This window comes from Olsenella sp. HMSC062G07 (assembly GCF_001811895.1).
Lineage (GTDB): Bacteria > Actinomycetota > Coriobacteriia > Coriobacteriales > Atopobiaceae > Olsenella_F > Olsenella_F massiliensis.
The window spans coordinates 74,854-91,230 of sequence record NZ_KV806944.1 but is presented as its reverse complement, the minus strand read 5'-3'; the positions used below and the strand labels follow the sequence as shown (position 1 = coordinate 91,230).

9 protein-coding genes are annotated in these 16,377 nt (G+C 63.1%); 5 read left to right on the top strand and 4 right to left on the bottom strand.

What is annotated here, in order from left to right; translation table 11 throughout:
* Positions 1-17: 17 nt before the first annotated feature.
* On the top strand, positions 18-1,022 hold the full coding sequence (locus HMPREF2826_RS01120) for a GGGtGRT protein (protein WP_058270999.1): 1,005 nt from the start codon (positions 18-20) through the stop codon (positions 1,020-1,022).
* A gap of 296 nt (positions 1,023-1,318) precedes the next feature.
* Here HMPREF2826_RS01120 and HMPREF2826_RS01115 read toward each other — a convergent pair whose 3' ends face one another.
* The 3 genes from HMPREF2826_RS01115 to HMPREF2826_RS01105 form a co-directional block, all read right to left on the bottom strand.
* The gene (locus tag HMPREF2826_RS01115; RefSeq protein WP_070638411.1) at positions 1,319-2,746 is read right to left on the bottom strand and encodes a glycoside hydrolase family 32 protein; all 1,428 of its coding nucleotides are present in this window, start codon (positions 2,744-2,746) and stop codon (positions 1,319-1,321) included.
* Between the two features lie 146 nt (positions 2,747-2,892).
* Positions 2,893-4,317 carry a sucrose phosphorylase gene (gene gtfA, locus HMPREF2826_RS01110; protein ID WP_070638408.1) on the bottom strand — a complete coding sequence of 475 codons (1,425 nt, stop codon included), beginning with the start codon at positions 4,315-4,317 and terminating at the stop codon, positions 2,893-2,895.
* A gap of 30 nt (positions 4,318-4,347) precedes the next feature.
* Entirely contained in the window at positions 4,348-5,193 is an 846-nt protein-coding gene (locus HMPREF2826_RS01105; protein WP_070638406.1) for an HAD family hydrolase, read from the bottom strand.
* 244 nt (positions 5,194-5,437) lie between these two features.
* Between HMPREF2826_RS01105 and HMPREF2826_RS01100 the strand changes: the two genes are divergently transcribed.
* The 4 genes from HMPREF2826_RS01100 (at position 5,438) to HMPREF2826_RS01085 (ending at position 11,338) form a co-directional block, all read left to right on the top strand.
* The gene (locus tag HMPREF2826_RS01100) at positions 5,438-6,421 is read left to right on the top strand and encodes a LacI family DNA-binding transcriptional regulator (protein WP_070638402.1); all 984 of its coding nucleotides are present in this window, start codon (positions 5,438-5,440) and stop codon (positions 6,419-6,421) included.
* A gap of 228 nt (positions 6,422-6,649) precedes the next feature.
* Positions 6,650-8,698, top strand: a complete 2,049-nt coding sequence (locus HMPREF2826_RS01095; RefSeq protein WP_070638399.1) for a PTS sucrose transporter subunit IIABC — start codon at positions 6,650-6,652, stop codon at positions 8,696-8,698.
* A gap of 152 nt (positions 8,699-8,850) precedes the next feature.
* Positions 8,851-9,801 carry a PfkB family carbohydrate kinase gene (locus HMPREF2826_RS01090; RefSeq protein ID WP_070638396.1) on the top strand — a complete coding sequence of 317 codons (951 nt, stop codon included), beginning with the start codon at positions 8,851-8,853 and terminating at the stop codon, positions 9,799-9,801.
* A 13-nt stretch (positions 9,802-9,814) separates the two neighbouring features.
* Positions 9,815-11,338: a glycoside hydrolase family 32 protein gene (locus tag HMPREF2826_RS01085; RefSeq protein ID WP_070638393.1), complete on the top strand. Its 1,524-nt coding sequence runs from the start codon at positions 9,815-9,817 to the stop codon at positions 11,336-11,338.
* A 534-nt stretch (positions 11,339-11,872) separates the two neighbouring features.
* Here the strand turns inward: HMPREF2826_RS01085 and HMPREF2826_RS01080 are convergent.
* A complete protein-coding gene (locus HMPREF2826_RS01080) occupies positions 11,873-16,372 on the bottom strand; it encodes a DNA-directed RNA polymerase subunit beta' (RefSeq protein ID WP_070638390.1) in 4,500 nt (1,499 codons plus the stop codon).
* Between the last annotated feature and the right edge of the window lie 5 nt (positions 16,373-16,377).

Genomic DNA, 16,377 nt, shown 5'->3' with positions numbered 1-16,377 from the left:
GAAGGGAGCTGAGCATAGTGGCAGTTACGTTCGAAGGCTACGAGCGCCGCATCGACAAGATCACCAAGGCGTGCGAGCAGTATGGCATCGCTGACCTGGAGGATGCCCTCAAGATCTGCACCGACCTTGGCTTTAACCCCTACGACATCACGGCGGACATCCAGTCCATCGCGTTCGAGAACGCCAAGTGGGCCTATGTCCTGGGCTGCGCGATCGCCGTGAAGAAGGGCACCAAGACCGCCTCCGAGGCCGCGGCGGCCATCGGCGAGGGCCTGCAGGCCTTCTGCGTCCCCGGCTCCGTCGCGGAGGACCGCAAGGTGGGCCTGGGCCACGGCAACCTGGGGGCCATGCTCCTGGGCGAGGACACCGAGTGCTTCGCGTTTTTGGCCGGCCATGAGTCGTTCGCGGCCGCCGAGGGCGCCATCGGCATCGCCAACAACGCCAACAAGGCCCGCAAGAAGCCCCTGCGCGTCATCCTGAACGGTCTCGGCAAGGACGCCGCGCAGATCATCGCTCGCATCAACGGCTTCACCTACGTCAAGACGCAGTTTGACTACTTCACGGGCGAGCTCAAGGTCGTCGAGGAGATCGCCTACTCCGACGGTCCGCGCGCCGCCGTCAAGTGCTACGGGGCCGATGACGTCCGCGAGGGCGTCGCCATCATGTGGGCGGAGAACGTTGACATCTCCATCACCGGCAACTCCACCAACCCCACGCGCTTCCAGCATCCCGTCGCCGGCACCTACTTCAAGGAGCGCGTGCTCGCTGGCAAGAAGTACTTCTCCGTCGCCTCCGGCGGCGGCACCGGCCGCACCCTGCACCCGGACAACATGGGCGCCGGCCCCGCCTCCTACGGCATGACCGACACCATGGGGCGCATGCACTCGAGCGCGCAGTTTGCCGGCTCCTCGTCCGTGCCCGCGCACGTGGACATGATGGGCCTCATCGGCATGGGCAACAACCCCATGGTCGGCTGCACCGTGGCCTGCGCCGTCGCCGTCGAGCAGGCGCTCGGCAAGTAACGTCCCTTGGCTGCACGCGATTTCCGCGAACGAAGGCGGCCCCACCCGATGTCGCTTACGGGTGGGGCCGCCTTTCATGCCGAGACGATCGTAACAGATGCAAGGCGACGGGCCTTTCTGAGAGCACCTCCCCATGAGCTCCGCGAACGGAGGGCGCAAGCGGAGGGGCGCACGCCAAAACCTGCTCGCGCGAAGCAGGCCGTGCGCCCGGGTCTCAAGCCTCCACACGCAGGCCAGGCCGGCCGCCTGACAGGCGAGCTGCCACGTGGCGAGAGGGGCCTGCCCAACCTGCCTTGCTACCCCAGCGCCTCCCTGCGCACAACCTCGGTTGAGTCCATGGGATACACCACGCTGTTGGCCGCATCGATGCCGCTCTCTACGGTGAGCGTCTCTGCCGTGGGGAACCAACGCGTGGAAAAGACCGTCTCGCCACCATTCGCATAGACCTCTATGGTCGATCCGTCCACCAGGATGCGCAGGCTGTGCAGCACGTCAAAGGGAACGTAACGGTTGCTTCTGCCGGCAGCAACCTGCTCGCACAGGAAGGTGACGGTCATGCGGCCGGCACCAAACGTCAGCATGATGTCGTTGTTCAAGGTGATGCTTCCGGCCCTCCTGGAGAGGACGTTGCGAATCACGATGTCCGCGCGACACATGTCCAGCTGCACGGGCGCGCCCAGCTCAAGACCGATAGCCTTGCCGCGCAGCTGCTCAAGCTCGCCCACAGGCCTCTGCAGCAGCCTGCCGCTCGCGGAGAGCAGAAGCTCGCGCGGGACGGTAAGGCAGTGCACGTACTCCAGCCCCTCCGGCTCGCTCGTGTATGACTCGTCAAAGGTGCCCATCCACCCCACCAGCACCGTGCGGTCCGAGTCATCCGTAAAGATCTGGGGAGCATAGAAGTCAAAGCCGTGATCCCACTCGTGGAAGGTGGTCTCGTCGACCTCCCTCGTCTCAAGAAGCTTGCCCTCAAGCGGGAAGTATCCCGCCTGCCACATGTTCTGCCAGCGCTCCTCCTGATTGGGAAGGCCCTGGGGGCTCACGCACAAAAACTCGCGGCCACCAACCTGGGCGATGTTGGGGCACTCCCACATGTAGCCGAAGTTGTGCAGCGAACGCACGGTGGAGCGCAGACGCCACTCAACGCCATCCTCGGAGTCATAGATGAGCAGGAAACCCGCGCCTCCCTTGTCGCGAGAGCCCAGCAGCATGTGGACGGCGCCATCTTGCTCCCATACCTTGGGGTCGCGCACGTGCCGCGTGCTCTCGTCGGGATAGTCCCTGTCGCGCAGCAGCACGCTCTTACCGCCAAAGCTCAGGCCGTCCTCGCTCTCAACCATGAGCTCGTTGGCCCAGAAGCCGCAGTCCACTCGATTGGGGTCGCCGGGGGCAAAGCCGGGCTCGTTCACGTTGCCTGTGTAGTACAGGCGCAAAAGGTCGCCCCCATCGCTGGCGGCGCCATGCATCACCAGGGCAGACCCCGAGAACGCGCCGTCCTTGTCCCAGCAGGTGTCAGGGCTGATGGCAATGCCCTCGTCCACCCAGTGAAGCAAGTCGGTGGAGGTGAAGTGCCCCCACCACTTCTGGTCCCTATTCACCGGCCACTCGGGGTCAAACTGATAGAAGAAGTGGTAGCGATCCCTAAAGTGGCATAGGCCGTTGGGGTCGTTGAGCCACCCATGCTGCGGCCTCAGGTGAAATCCCATTTCCCAGCTGCTGGCGGGCATGTCATCTCCCGTTTGACTTGCGTGTCCGACGCGTTTTGCATGGGGAAAGATACTGCATTTGCCACAGCCCGGACACCACGCTCGTCACTTCACAGGAAGTGCGAAAGTCATCATGAAAGCCGTCTGTGAAGGACGTCGGGGACATCCTACGAATGGGTGATCTCAAACGTTCGACGCTCCAGGTTGGCGTCGAGCTGGGCCCAGTCTCCACGAAAGCCGCGCCGTATGCGCAGCAGGCCGGGCTTGGGCAGGCTCACCTCGAACTCACCATCTATGTCAAAGGCGGGATGGGAGTTCCTCAGCTCCATGAGCCCAACGAGGCGACGCACCACGGGACGTCCCACCTCACGTGCGACTTCCTCGCGACTGTAATAGTGGCGGTTGATGTTGCGCCCCTCCTTGGTGCGCTCCAGCAGCTCGAGGTCATTGGCTCCCGCAAGGAGGCCCACGTAGTAGACCATGGGGATGCCTTTGGCAAAGAACTGGATCGCCCGAGCCAGCACGTAGCTGTCGTCGTCATTTCCCAAGGCAGAGTAGTACGTGGTGTTCACCTGATAGATGTCAAGGTTGTTGTACGCCTCGGTGTTGTAGATCCTCTTCACGTTGGCACCCTCGGAAAACATCTTTTCCTTGGTGAAGTCGACGTCCTCGTCAGGCAGCAGGTCCTTCACGTCGACGATGCCAAGGCCGTCATGAGTGTCGAGGGTGGTGAACTGATGCCGGGGGCTCATCTCCAGCCAGCGCTTGAGATGGCGCCCATCCCCCGAGTAGAGGGCATGCAGCGTGAGCACGGGCAGGGCGAAGTCATACACCCAATAGCCCATCTCGGAGACCTTCATCTGCATGCCGTAATGCTCGTGTATCTCCGGCAGCACCATGCAGCCATAAGGCTCGACCAGCCCGCTCATGCTCTCGAGCAGCTCGCTCGTCTCGGGCTGCACAAAGAAGCAGCTGCTGCCCGGCCTCTTGCAGGCGTAGGCGAAGGCGTCCAATCGGATGATGGAGGCGTTGTTCTCGGCCATGTGGCTGAGCGTCTCGGCAAAGAAGCGCTGAACACGCTTTGAGCGCACGTTCAGGTCGATCTGCTCCTCTCCAAAGGTGCACCAGAGCTTCTCCGTGCTGCCGTCCGCAAACGTGACTTCGACATAGGGAGCCCGTGGCTTGCGCTTGTAGATTCTGTCCACCTGCTTGTCGGTGGGAAAGCCGCCCTCATCAACCCAGAAGTCCTTGTAGCGGATGAAGAAGTCCGCAAACTCCGACGAGTCCTTTTTGGCAATGAAGTCCGCGAAGTACGGGGAGTGCCGGGAGATGTGATTGATCATGAAGTCAAACATGAGGTAGCGCTTCTCGCCGATGGCCCTGACGTCATCCCAGCTGCCAAAGGAGGGGTCAACGACGTCATACCGAAGGGGCGCAAAGCCGCGGTCGGCCGAGCTGGGAAAGAACGGAAGGATGTGAACTCCGCCAATGGCAGAATCAAAATGGGCGTCGAGAAGCTCGCGCAGGTCCCTAAGGTCATTTCCCATGCTGTCCGCATAGGTGATGAGCATGATCTTGTTGGTGAGTCTCATGGTCTTCTCCAAGACGACGGGGCGCCGGCCCTAGCCCTGATAGGCACGGTCCCATTTCTCGAATGCGCCCTCACCCAGGGTGGCAAGGTCCTCGAGGGCCTGCCCGACGCTGTCCTGCTCGCAGGAGCCAATGTGATATCGTGCCACGGCGCTGACGCACTCGTTGGCATTTGCCACGGCCACCGAATGGGTCACGGACTGGAGAAGCTGATAGTCGTTGTCCGAGTCGCCAAAGCAGACCACCTCATCACCGTCTATGTGCAGGATGTCTTGCAAAATGCCCAGGCCCGTAGCCTTGGACCACCCCTTTGGGACGCAGTCGAACATGCGCGACCCAGGAGAGATGAGGTCCAGCCGAGGGCAGGCGGCGCGAATCTCGTCTGCCCAGAAATTGTTGTCTATGTCCTCGGAGCCGTCCTCAAAGTGCAGGCCAGCCGTGACGATGGGCCAAGAGGGAATGCCCTCGGGCTCGCATATCTCGTCCGCGCGCCTCGACCCCCATTCCGTGCGCAGGAGGTTGTCAAGGGTGGTGCCCGAGATGAAGCCGCCCTCGTCACCGCGACCGCTGATGTACACGCCCGGCAGGTCATAGACCATCTTGGCCATGGTCACGATGCTGTCGCGATCCATGGACGTCTTGCTGACCAGGGCGCCATGCGCATAGACCTTCTTGCCGTTGGAGAGCAGGGCCGTGCGCATGCAGAGAGGGTCACCCCTAAATGACTCCAGCACCGAGTCCCAGTCGCGACCGCTGGCAGGGCCAAAGAAGATGCCCTGCCCCACGAGGCTATGGATGGCAGCCATGGCCTTCTCGCTCGCAGGCTGCCCAAATGGCAGCAACGTCATGTCCATGTCCGTAAGCACCAGCCTGACCATGCGGCCCCCTTTCTGTCGTCATTTTGTCAAGCATAGGGAAAGACGTCGGGGCCTGAGGTGAGAACGATACCGCAAAAAGACAGACGGACGAATGAGCGGGTGCAGCGGCAGAGCGACCCGTCCGGGCACGGCTGCGTCGCTCCGCCACAACAGCCACCCGCACGCAGGGGCCCTTTGTGCTATCAATTTAGGCTCGGACACATCACGAGCCTTGCCCACGATGACCCAACGGAACATGACGACTATGAACATCAACATGATCGCACGCATGGCCGGCGTCTCTCGCGCAACCGTTTCGCGCTATCTGAATGACGGGTACGTCTCGGACGAGAAGCGCGAAGCCATAGCCCGCGTCATCAAGCAAACCGGCTATGTCCCCTCCCGACAGGCACGGACGTTGCGAACGGGCAAGACGAACCTCGTGGGCGTGATCATCCCCAAGATCAACTCCGTCTCGGTTTCTCGTATGGTCGCGGGCATCACCTGCGTCCTCAACGGCTCCCAGTACCAGATGCTCCTGGCGAACACCGACAACGACGAGAGCGTCGAGGTGGAGTATCTTCAGCTCTTTGCCGAGAGAAACCATGTGGACGGCATCATCCTGATCGGCACGATCTTCACGCCAGCACATGAGCGCGTCTTCAAGAAGCTCGATGTCCCCCTGGTAATCCTGGGCCAGGAGCGCGAGGGCAGCTCCTGCGTCTTTCATGATGACTACCATGCCCTGCGCGAGATCACGCGACTTGCCCTGAAGAGGGGGCGGCGTCCCGCCTTCATAGGCGTCAACGAGCATGATGTCTCGGCAGGCAAGAGGCGTCACCAGGGCTTCTTGGACGCCTGCGGCGAGAGGGGCCTCACGCCCCCTCCCTCCGCGCAGCTCGTGGCAGGGTTCACCGTGGACTCCGGATATTTTGCATGCGAGCGTCTCCTGGAAGCGCATCCCCTGGTGGACACGATCGTCTGCTCCAGTGACTCCATTGCCTTCGGCTCCATCGTCTGCCTGCGCGAATATGGACGCCGTGTTCCCGAGGACGTCCAGGTGACGGGCGTTGGTGACTCCGAGCTCTCAAAAGTCGTGACCCCCACGCTCACCACCATTCACCACCACTACAGGACCTCGGGTGTGGAGGCGGCAAAGATGCTTGTGGAGGCGATGGGGCAAGGGGGCGTCAATCGCAGGGTCTGCATGAGCCATGAGCTGCTCGTCAGGAATTCGACCCGCTCCTAGGACCCTGTGGACATAGGGCGACGCCCTTCCGCTGGGCGACAAAACCGCCCCGCTCACCCCGTGCGCCTTCGTCACAACCCGACCTTTTCATGCAAATGGAGTATGCCTAAGTATGAGAACGATTTCACATTCTGGCTGAGGACGAGCGTCATGCCTTCCCAGCTCGCAATGTGGCGTGCTCGTCGAACAGGCTCAGAGACGTTACCGGATCAGGCAGGGGGGAATCCAATGGCACTAGACCATGCACAGGCGGCCAAGGAGATTCTGAAGGCGGTGGGAGGCCCCGGCAACATCGTTTCGGCGGCACACTGCGCGACCCGCCTGCGTCTCGTCATCGCAGATGACTCCAAGGTCGACAAGGCTGCCGTTGACGACGCCGCGGGCGCCAAGGGCAGCTTCCAGGCCGCAGGACAGCTTCAGGTCATATACGGCACCGGCACCGTCAACAAGGTGTTTGACGAGTTCGTGGCCCAATCTGGCGTAGCTGCGGGCTCAAAGGACGACGTGAAGGCGGCCGCAGCTGCCAAGGGCAACCTCTTGCAGCGCGCCATCAAGGCCCTGGGTGACGTCTTTGTGCCCATCATTCCTGCAATCGTGGCATCAGGCCTGCTCATGGGCCTTACCGAAGGCATCAACAACGCCATGGGCGGCGCGCTCGACACCAACAGCTGGTACATACTCATCCATACGTTCTCCAACGCATCCTTCGTGTTCCTGCAGATTCTCATCGGCTTCTCGGCGGCGCGCGTCTTTGGCGGCAACGAGTTTCTCGGCGGCGTCATCGGCATGATCATGAACCACACCGCCCTCATCAATGCCTGGAGCATCCCCGGCGCCCTGGGCAACCTCATCGTCGGCTCAGACGCCACGGCCAACGTCCTTGGCCTCGACTCCGCCGCCAATGCGACCACCAGTGCCATCATCGCCGGCGGCTACGTGCCCCAGGTGCAGCTCTTCGGCATCTATGACGTCACGCTCCAGGGCTATCAGGGCCACGTCATCCCCGTTGTCATTGCCGTGTTCATCATGTGCATGCTCGAGAAGTGGCTGCACAAGCATGTTCCCGACATGCTCGACCTTTTCGTGACCCCGCTCGTGACCGTGCTCGTCACGGGCACCCTCACCCTCACCCTCATCGGGCCATTCTTCTCCTGGGTCGAGAACGGCGTCATGTACGGCTTCCAGTTCCTGCTTGCCATTCCCTTCGGCCTGGGCGGCGCGCTCGTTGGGGCCATCTATCCGGTCACGGTCGTCCTGGGCGTGCACCACATGTTCAACGCCCTCGAGGCGACGCTCATCGCCAACGTTGGCGTTGACAACTTCAATCCCATCATCTCCTGCTGCAACGTCGCGCAGGGCGCCGCCTGCCTGGCCGTGTTCGTGAAGACCCGCAGCATGAAGAAGAAGGAGCTGGCCCTGCCATCCGGCATCTCGGGATTCTTGGGCATCACCGAGCCCGCCATCTACGGCGTCAACCTTCCCAACATGAAGCCCTTCGTGGCCGCCATGATCGGAGGGGCGGTGGGAGGCGTGCTCGTGTCCATGCTGGGCGTCGTCTCCATTGCCTACGGCATCACGGGCATCTTTGGCTTCCTCATCACCACCGGCCACACCGTTGCGTATGCCGCCTGCATCCTCGTTGCCGCAGCCGTTGCCTTTGCCATCACCTGGACCCTCTACAAGGACGTCGAGGAGGGCAGCGTCCCTGTTGAGAAGAAGCCTGAGGTCGAGAAGGTGGTTGCGACCACGCAGGCTGCCGCCAACCAGACGGCGGCCGTCACCGAAGCGGTCGCCGAGAGCAACCAGGGCGTCGTGCCCGCCACCTCGTCCGAGGTCCTCGTGTCGCCCATGACCGGCACGGTCATCCCCATGACCGAAGTTTCCGACCCCGTGTTCTCCTCTGAGGCCATGGGCAAGGGCGCGGCCATCGAGCCCACCGAGGGCAAGGTGCTCTCGCCCGTCAACGGCACCATCACCATCCTCGCCGCGACGGGCCATGCCATCGGCCTGCTGAGCGACGGCGGCGCCGAGGTCCTGATTCACATCGGCATCGACACCGTCAACCTCAAGGGAGCCCCCTTCACGGCCAAGTGCAAGGTCGGTGACCAGGTCAAGGCCGGCGACCTCCTCATGGACGTGGACCTTGGGGCCATCGAGGTGGCAAACCTGCCCAAGACCACCATGGTCATCGTCACCAACACCGACGAGTATGCGCAGGTCGTCGGCATGACCGGCAAGGTCAAGGCCGGCGAGAGGCTCGTGGAGCTCGACAAGTAGGACGAGCCGGCCTCCCGCAGGCCCCACTATCTCGCACGCGTGGGGGGCGAGCGCACGAGGCGTTCGCTCCCCGCCTGTCATGTTGCACGCATGTCCAAGAGACGTCGCACTGCTCAAGAGAAATCGCACACATATGGAAGGAGCTCCCTATCATGTTCTCTGTCACGGCACTGGGCGAGCTGCTCATAGACTTCACCGACGCGGGCACGTCCATAGGGGGACAGAAGCTCTTCGAGCGCAATCCGGGTGGTGCCCCCGCCAACGTCCTTGTGGCCCTAAGCCGCCTTGGAATGTCAACCGCCTTCATCGGAAAGGTCGGCGCTGACATGCACGGGGACTTCCTACGTGCCACGCTCGTTGCCAACGACGTCAGCTGCGATGGCCTCGTGATGGACCCCGACTGCTTCACTACCCTGGCCTTCGTGGCCCTCTCCGAGGATGGGGAGCGCACCTTCTCGTTTGCGCGCAAGCCCGGCGCGGATACCCAGCTACGCCCCGAGGAGCTCAACCGCTCGGTCATAGAAGACAGCCGCGTCTTCCACGTGGGCTCTCTGTCCCTTACGAACGAGCCTGCCCGAAGCGCCACGCTAGCCGCCCTCGACATCGCCACGGCAGCTGGCTGCGTCATGTCCTATGACCCCAACTACCGTGCCTCCCTGTGGCCTGACGCACAGACGGCCGGCGAGCAGATGCGATCAGTGGTGCCCTACATGGACCTTGTGAAGATCAGCGACGAGGAGGCTGGCCTCGTAACGGGTTTTGCTGACCCGGCCGAGGCTGCCGCCGCCCTCCTGGACCAGGGCGTCAAAGTGGTCTGCGTCACGCTGGACGCCGAAGGTGCCTACGTCGCCACCAAGGACGGCTCCGCGACGGTCCCCGGCTTTAGGGTGGACGCCGTTGATACGACGGGTGCCGGGGACTCGTTCTGGGGAGGCTTTCTCTGTGCCTTCGTGGACAGCAGGCTGGATCCCCGGGACGTGCGGCTTGAGGATGCGCGCTCGTTCGCCCGCTTTGGCAATGCCGTTGCCTCGCTGTGCGTGCGCGGACGTGGTGCCATACCCTCCATGCCCACCCTTTCCGAAGTAGAGAAGCTGCTGGCATAGGACGGGAGGGACCATGGCCATCAACTACAACTCAACGCCAAAGCACAATTGGCGCCTGCGCTTTCACCTGCAGGTCCCCACGGGAAACCTCACCGACCCTAATGGTCTCTGTCAGCTGAATGGCGAGTATCACTTCTTTCACCAGTACAAGCCACTCTGGCCTGCAAAGGGGCACGGATGGGGAGGATGGGCCTCTCGCGACCTCTTGACGTGGGAGTTTGTGGGCGGCCCCATCATGCCCGACATGCCCCTCGACAAGGATGGCTCGTATTCTGGATCGGCTGTCATCCACGATGGGGCGCTCTGGTGCTACTACACCGGAAACGTTCTCGCCGAGGGAGACTACGACTACGACTTTGCGGGCCGCGATGCCAACGAGCTGCTGTCAATCTCCCCCGACGGACGCACCTTTGGCAAGAAGCAGCTCGTCCTGGGCAACGACGGGTACCCGTCATACTGCTCCAACCACGTGCGCGACCCAAAGGTGTGGAAGCAGGGCAGCTCATGGCACATGCTCCTGGGAGCTCGCACCAACTCCAACCGTGGCTGCGTGTTGATGTATGGGTCGCCCGACGGCCTGAAATGGCAGCTTGAGGGTACGGCCACCTCTACGGCAAAGACTCCCTTTGGCTATATGTGGGAGTGTCCCAACATTGCCCGCCTTAATGGTCGGGAGTTCCTCTTTGTCTGCCCCCAGGGAGCGCCCAAGCGTACCACCTCGCTCCAGAACGTGCACGACGCGGGCTACTTCCCCCTTGCCAAGGGCGTGGTGGAGACGCTCTCGGGAGACCAGGGCCTCATGGACGCGGCGGGCCCCTACGCCTGCATCGATCAGGATGACTTCATAGAGCTCGACTATGGCTTTGACTTCTACGCGCCTCAGATCTTCGAGGACGAGTCAGGGCGTACCATCCTGCTAGGTTGGATGGGCCTGCCTGACATAGAGACCCAGTATGAGAACCCCACAAGAGAGTGGGCGGGCACCTTCACCATGCCACGCGAGCTCAGCCTCAACGAGGCAGGACGCATATGCCAATGGCCCGTCCACGAGATGGACGCCCTGCGCAGGGAGGAGATTCCCTTTACGGCCGAGGCTGCCGCCGGCGCGACGGGCGGTGTGGGATCGGCGCGCTTTGACGCCTTCGACCTGACGGACGCCGTAGGCGCGAGCTTCAGGGGGGGCGCAGACATCGTGATTGAGGACATTGCGCCAGATGCCCGCGGAAGCCTACGACTAAACGGCGACCTTGAGTTCACCCTTTTGGAAAGCATGGCAGAGCTCGTGTTCACAAGCCCTGCCGGACAGTTCCGCTGCCTCAGGCGCATGCCCCTGTCGGCCCTCTCTGCGGGACGCATACGGAGCCTGCGCGTTATAGTGGACAGTTCCACCGTGGAGATATACGTAAACGGCGGAGAGGTGACGCTGAGCTCGCGCTGGTATCCCGAGAACATCGACCTGCTGCGCGTGAGTTCCACCCTCCAGGGCTCTCATCGCGGCTGGCAGATGGGTTCGTTCACCTTCCTCAACTGCGGATAGAGCTACGAGAGGGAGCGGACGGGTACGCCAGCCTGACCTCATGAACGTCCCACCCGAAGAGACTGTTGGGTGGGACGTTTTTATGACCCGTGATAACGCTACGTTGGGAGGGCCCCTACAAGGGTCCGGGCAGGCGCATACCCCCAGCCACGGACCGTGTCCGCGCACGTGGACGTGCACTACCGTTGCTCCTAGACGTCATACCACCCTTTCATATGCATATAAAACTTGAAAGTATGCACGTCATACTTTGAGGAGGCGGGCCGAGTCAGCATTACTCGCACTTTTTCTGTCGATTTCGGGAAAAATGGTCGAGTAATGCCGACTTTACGCCACCCATCCCGATAGGCGTTGCATACCGCACGTCCCTTCAATCAGAAGGCGCCTCGCCAGACAGACGAAGCGCCCGGGTATGACCCCCGCAGCTGGCCTTTAGGGCGGCGTCATGCAGACAAGGACCCGATGACGGGACGCGTCCCGTCGTCGGGTCCTGAGAAAACCTAGTCGGAAGGCCTACGACGACCTGACACGAGGCTACTCCTCTTCGGGCTCCCCGTCGTCACCCTTCTCGACCTGCGAGAGCAGGTCCTGCAGCGACCCCAGGTCCTCGTTGATGACCTGGTCGCCGCCCGTCGAGGACGCCATGGCACCGATGAGCTCGTCGTCGGAGCTGTGCGTCGAGGGGGCGGCGACGCCGAGCATGACGTCGCTTCCCGCGTCGGGCGAGAACACCATGTTGAGCAGCTGCGAGAGGTCCTCGCTGTCAGCCTCATCCTCGTCAGGCTCCAGGATGTACAGCAGGTTGTGCGCCTCAAGGCCGTCTCGCAGCTCCTCGATGGCCTTCGCGCCGATGCCGTCGATGCGCAGCAGATCCTCCTCGGTCTTGCCGATGAGGTCGCCGACGGTCTCGATGCCCACCTCGCTGAACTTGTTGGTCCAGCGCTGCGAAACCTCGAGGTCGTCGTACAGATAGAGCTTGGCCTCGTCGTTCGTGAGCGTCCGGCCGTTCTTGGAGTACCCGCCGTAGCCGTAGTCACCGTCGATCCATTCGGCCTTCTTGGGCAGCTGCTCCTCGACCGTCTTGAGGAAGTCGGGCGCGGACTCGGGCAGCGGCTTGGTGTCGGCCTTGGCGATGCCGGTGAGCTTCTCGCCGTTGTAGGTGAGCTCAACGGTGTCGTAGGCGTGCAGCCCCGTGCCCGCCGGAATCTTCTTGCCCACGATGACGTTGCTCTTGAGGTCGAGCAGGTGGTCGACCTCGCCCTTGATGGCACTCTCGGTGAGGACCCCGGCGGTCCTGATGAAGGACGCGCTCGAGAGCCACGAGTCGATGGAGCTGGCGACCTTGAGCGTGCCGAGAATGACGGGTTCGGCCTCGGGCGGCGTGCCGCCCGCAAGGGTGATGTTGTGAACGGTCTCGGCGAAGACGTAGCGATCGACGTACTGTCCCAGGAGGTAGGTGGAGTCTCCAGGATTCGTGACCTGGACGCGCCTGAGCATCTGGCGGGCGATGACCTCGATGTGCTTGTCGTTGAGGTCCACGCCCTGCGAGGTGTACACGTCCTTGACCGAGCCCACGAAGGTGTGCATCGTGGATTCGATGTCAGTGAGCTTGCGAAGCTTGCGGAAGTTCACGAAGCCTCTCGTGATCTGCTCACCGGCGTGCACCTCGACCTCGTTGGCCGCCTCCTCGTCCTTGATGACCTCGTCGATGCGAGGCATGAAGCTGACCGAGGCGGGAATCTTCCACTCGGACAGGACGCGCGAGCGGTCGTCGGCGTCCAGGATGCGCAGGGTCCTCTCGGCGCCCTCGGTGGTCACCTGAAGGATGCCGGTGTCGGGCGCGAGGTCGGCCTCGCGGCCCAGGATCTTCTCGTTGACGTTGCCGACGACGTCAAACATGCGGGCGACCGTGGGGAGGCCCTGCGTGATGTCGCTGGCGCCGGCGACGCCGCCCGAGTGAATCGTGCGCATCGTGAGCTGCGTGCCGGGCTCGCCGATGGACTGGGCGGCGATGATGCCCACCGAGGCGCCGATGTTGACGGGACGCCTCGTGGAGAGGTCCCAGCCATAGCACTTCTGGCACACGCCGTACTTGGACTTGCAGGTGAGAAGGGCCCTGAGCTCGACCTTCTGGAGGCCGTGCGACAGCAGCAGGTCGATGTCGGCCTCGGACTCGATGTAGCCGTCCTTGGCGATGAGCACCTCGCCCGTCTGGGGGTCGACGACGTCGTTGAGCGCGCAGCGCCCGATGAGGTCGATGTTGCGGACGCGCTTCTTGTCCTCGATCTTGGTGAGCTCGTAGGTCACGCCCTCGTCGGAGCCGCAGTCCTCCTCGCGGACGATGACGTCCTGCGCGACGTCGACCAGGCGGCGCGTGAGGTAGCCGGAGTCGGAGGTGTGCGACGCGGTGTCAACCAGGCCCTTGCGCGCTCCGTAGGTGGAGATGAAGTACTCCAGGGGCTGAAGGCCCTCGCGGAAGTTCGCCTTGATGGGCAGGTCGATGGTGTCACCGGACATGTCGGCCATGAGGCCGCGCATGCCGGCAAGCTGCCTGAGCTGCGTCTTTGAGCCACGGGCGCCGGAGTCGGCCATCATGAAGATGGGGTTGTCCTCGCTGAATCCCTGCAGCATCTTCTCGCCCAGGGCGTTGGCGCAGGTGGTCCAGACCTTGACGACCTCGCCGTGGCGCTCGAGCTCGTCAAGCTCGCCCTCCTCATAGAGGTGGTTGATCTGGTCGACCTTGCCCTGCGAGTCGTCAATGAGTTCGGGCTTGTCCTCGGGGATGATGGCGTCCCACACCGAGACAGAAAGCCCGGCGATGGTGGCGTAGTGGAAGCCCGTCTGCTTGATGGCGTCAAGGATCGTCTCGATCTGCGCGGTGGAGTAGCGGTCGCAGCAGTCGTTGACCAGCTTGGAGATGTCGTTCTTGGCCATCTTGTAGTTGATGAAGGGATAGTCTTCGGGCAGGCAGCGACGGTTGAGGATGATGCGGCCCACCGTCGTCGTGAAGCGCTGCGGGCGATCGGTCACGTCGATGTCGACGACCTCGCCCCCCACGTTGCGGACGCGGAAGACCTTCCTGCCGTCCAGCTCGACGTTGGCGTCGCAGGCCGAGACGCGCACCTGGATCTGCGCCTGGATGTCCAGGGCGTTGGCGTCGTCGGCGCCGGCGCCCTCGGCGCAGTCGTAGGCGTGCAGCGCGTCGTCAAGGCTCGCAAAGACGCGGTCCTCGCCCGGCACGCCGTCCTTGTGGGTCGTCAGAAAGTATGCGCCGATGATCATGTCCTGGGAGGGAATCGTCAGCACCTTGCCGGACGCCGGCGAGCGCAGGTTGTTGGTGGAGAGCATGAGCACGCGGGCCTCGGTCTGCGCCTCGGTGGAGAGGGGCACATGAACCGACATCTGGTCGCCGTCAAAGTCGGCGTTGAAGGGCGCACAGACCAGCGGGTGCAGGTGGATGGCCTCGCCGTCGACCAGGATGGGCTCGAAGGCCTGGATGGAGAGGCGGTGCAGGGTCGGGGCGCGGTTCAGCAGGACGAGACGCCCCTTGATGACCTCGTCGAGGACGTCCCAGACCTCGGGGGCCCGGCGGTCGATCGCGCGCTTGGCGGCCTTGATGTTGTCGATCTTGAGCTTGCCGATCTCCTGGAGGTCAACGAGGCGGCGCATGACGAAGGGCTTGAAGAGCTCGAGCGCCATGGCCGAGGGCAGGCCGCACTGGTGCAGCTTGAGCGTGGGGTCCACGACGATAACGGAACGCCCGGAGTAGTCGACGCGCTTGCCCAGGAGGTTCTGGCGGAAGCGCCCCTGCTTGCCCTTGAGCGACTCGGCGAGCGACTTGAGCGTGCGCCCGCCGCGGCCGGTGGCGGCGCGTCCGCGACGGCCGTTGTCAAAGAGGGCGTCAACGGACTCCTGGAGCATGCGCTTCTCGTTGTTGACGATGATCGCCGGGGCGTCAAGGTCAAGGAGGCGCTTGAGGCGGTTGTTGCGGTTGATCACGCGACGATAGAGGTCGTTGAGGTCGGACGTCGCAAAGCGCCCGCCGTCGAGGGGCACCATGGGGCGCAGGTCAGGCGGAATGACGGGGATGACGTCTAGGATCATGTCGGCAGGGTTGTTGCCGCCCTTGAGGAAGGCGTCAACGATCTCAAGGCGCTTGACGGCCTTCTCGCGCTTCTGCTTCTGCGAGTCGGGCGAGGTGACGATGGAGCGCAGCTCCTCGGCCTCCTTGGCAAGATCGACGCCGCGCAGCAGGTCGCGGACGGCCTCGGCGCCCATGTCGCCCTTGAAGTAGAGCGAGTAGTAGCGCTTCATCTCGGTGAAGAGGCTCTCGTCCGAGATGAGCTCGCGCTCCTCGAGCGACATGAACTTGTCAAAGGCGTCCCGGCGGAGCTGCTTCTCCTCGGCGTACTCCTCCTCGAGGTCCACGATGCCGACGCGAATCTCGTCCTCCGAGAGGGGCTCGATGCCCTCGAGCTCGCCCTCGGCGGGCTCGCCCTGCTCGCGCAGGCGCGTGACCTCGTCATCGCGCTCCGCGTCAAGCTCCTCGAGGTCGGCGGCGAGCTCCTCCTTGAGGACGTCGGCGTCGGCCTCGCGGGCCTCGCTGTCAACGGAGGTGATCACGTAGCTCGCAAAGTACAGGATTTTCTCGAGGTCCTTGGTCTTGATGTCAAGCAGCCGCGAGAGCGGGAAGCTCGTGGGGCTCTTGAAGTACCAGATGTGACTCACGGGGGCCGCAAGCTCGATGTGGCCCATGCGCTCGCGGCGCACCTTGGCGGTCGTCACCTCGACGCCGCAGCGCTCGCACACGATGCCCTTGAACCTGATGCCCTTGTACTTGCCGCACGAGCACTCCCAGTCCTTGGAGGGACCAAAGATCTTCTCGCAGAAGAGGCCGTCCTTCTCGGGCTTGAGCGTGCGGTAGTTGATGGTCTCGGGCTTCTTTACCTCGCCCCGCGACCACTTGCGAATCTCGTCGGCAGACGCAAGCGAGATCTTGATCGCGTCGAAATCGGTGGTATCGAAATCTGCCACGTTCG

Bases quoted from the DNA above. Each gene is read 5' to 3' on its own strand.
- HMPREF2826_RS01090 (WP_070638396.1), top strand. From the start codon at position 8,851: ATGTTCTCTGTCACGGCACTGGGCGAGCTGCTCATAGACTTCACCGAC.
- HMPREF2826_RS01095 (WP_070638399.1), top strand. From the start codon at position 6,650: ATGGCACTAGACCATGCACAGGCGGCCAAGGAGATTCTGAAGGCGGTG.
- HMPREF2826_RS01100 (WP_070638402.1), top strand. From the start codon at position 5,438: ATGAACATCAACATGATCGCACGCATGGCCGGCGTCTCTCGCGCAACC.
- HMPREF2826_RS01085 (WP_070638393.1), top strand. From the start codon at position 9,815: ATGGCCATCAACTACAACTCAACGCCAAAGCACAATTGGCGCCTGCGC.
- HMPREF2826_RS01115 (WP_070638411.1), bottom strand. From the start codon at position 2,746: ATGCCCGCCAGCAGCTGGGAAATGGGATTTCACCTGAGGCCGCAGCAT.
- HMPREF2826_RS01105 (WP_070638406.1), bottom strand. From the start codon at position 5,193: ATGGTCAGGCTGGTGCTTACGGACATGGACATGACGTTGCTGCCATTT.
- gtfA (WP_070638408.1), bottom strand. From the start codon at position 4,317: ATGAGACTCACCAACAAGATCATGCTCATCACCTATGCGGACAGCATG.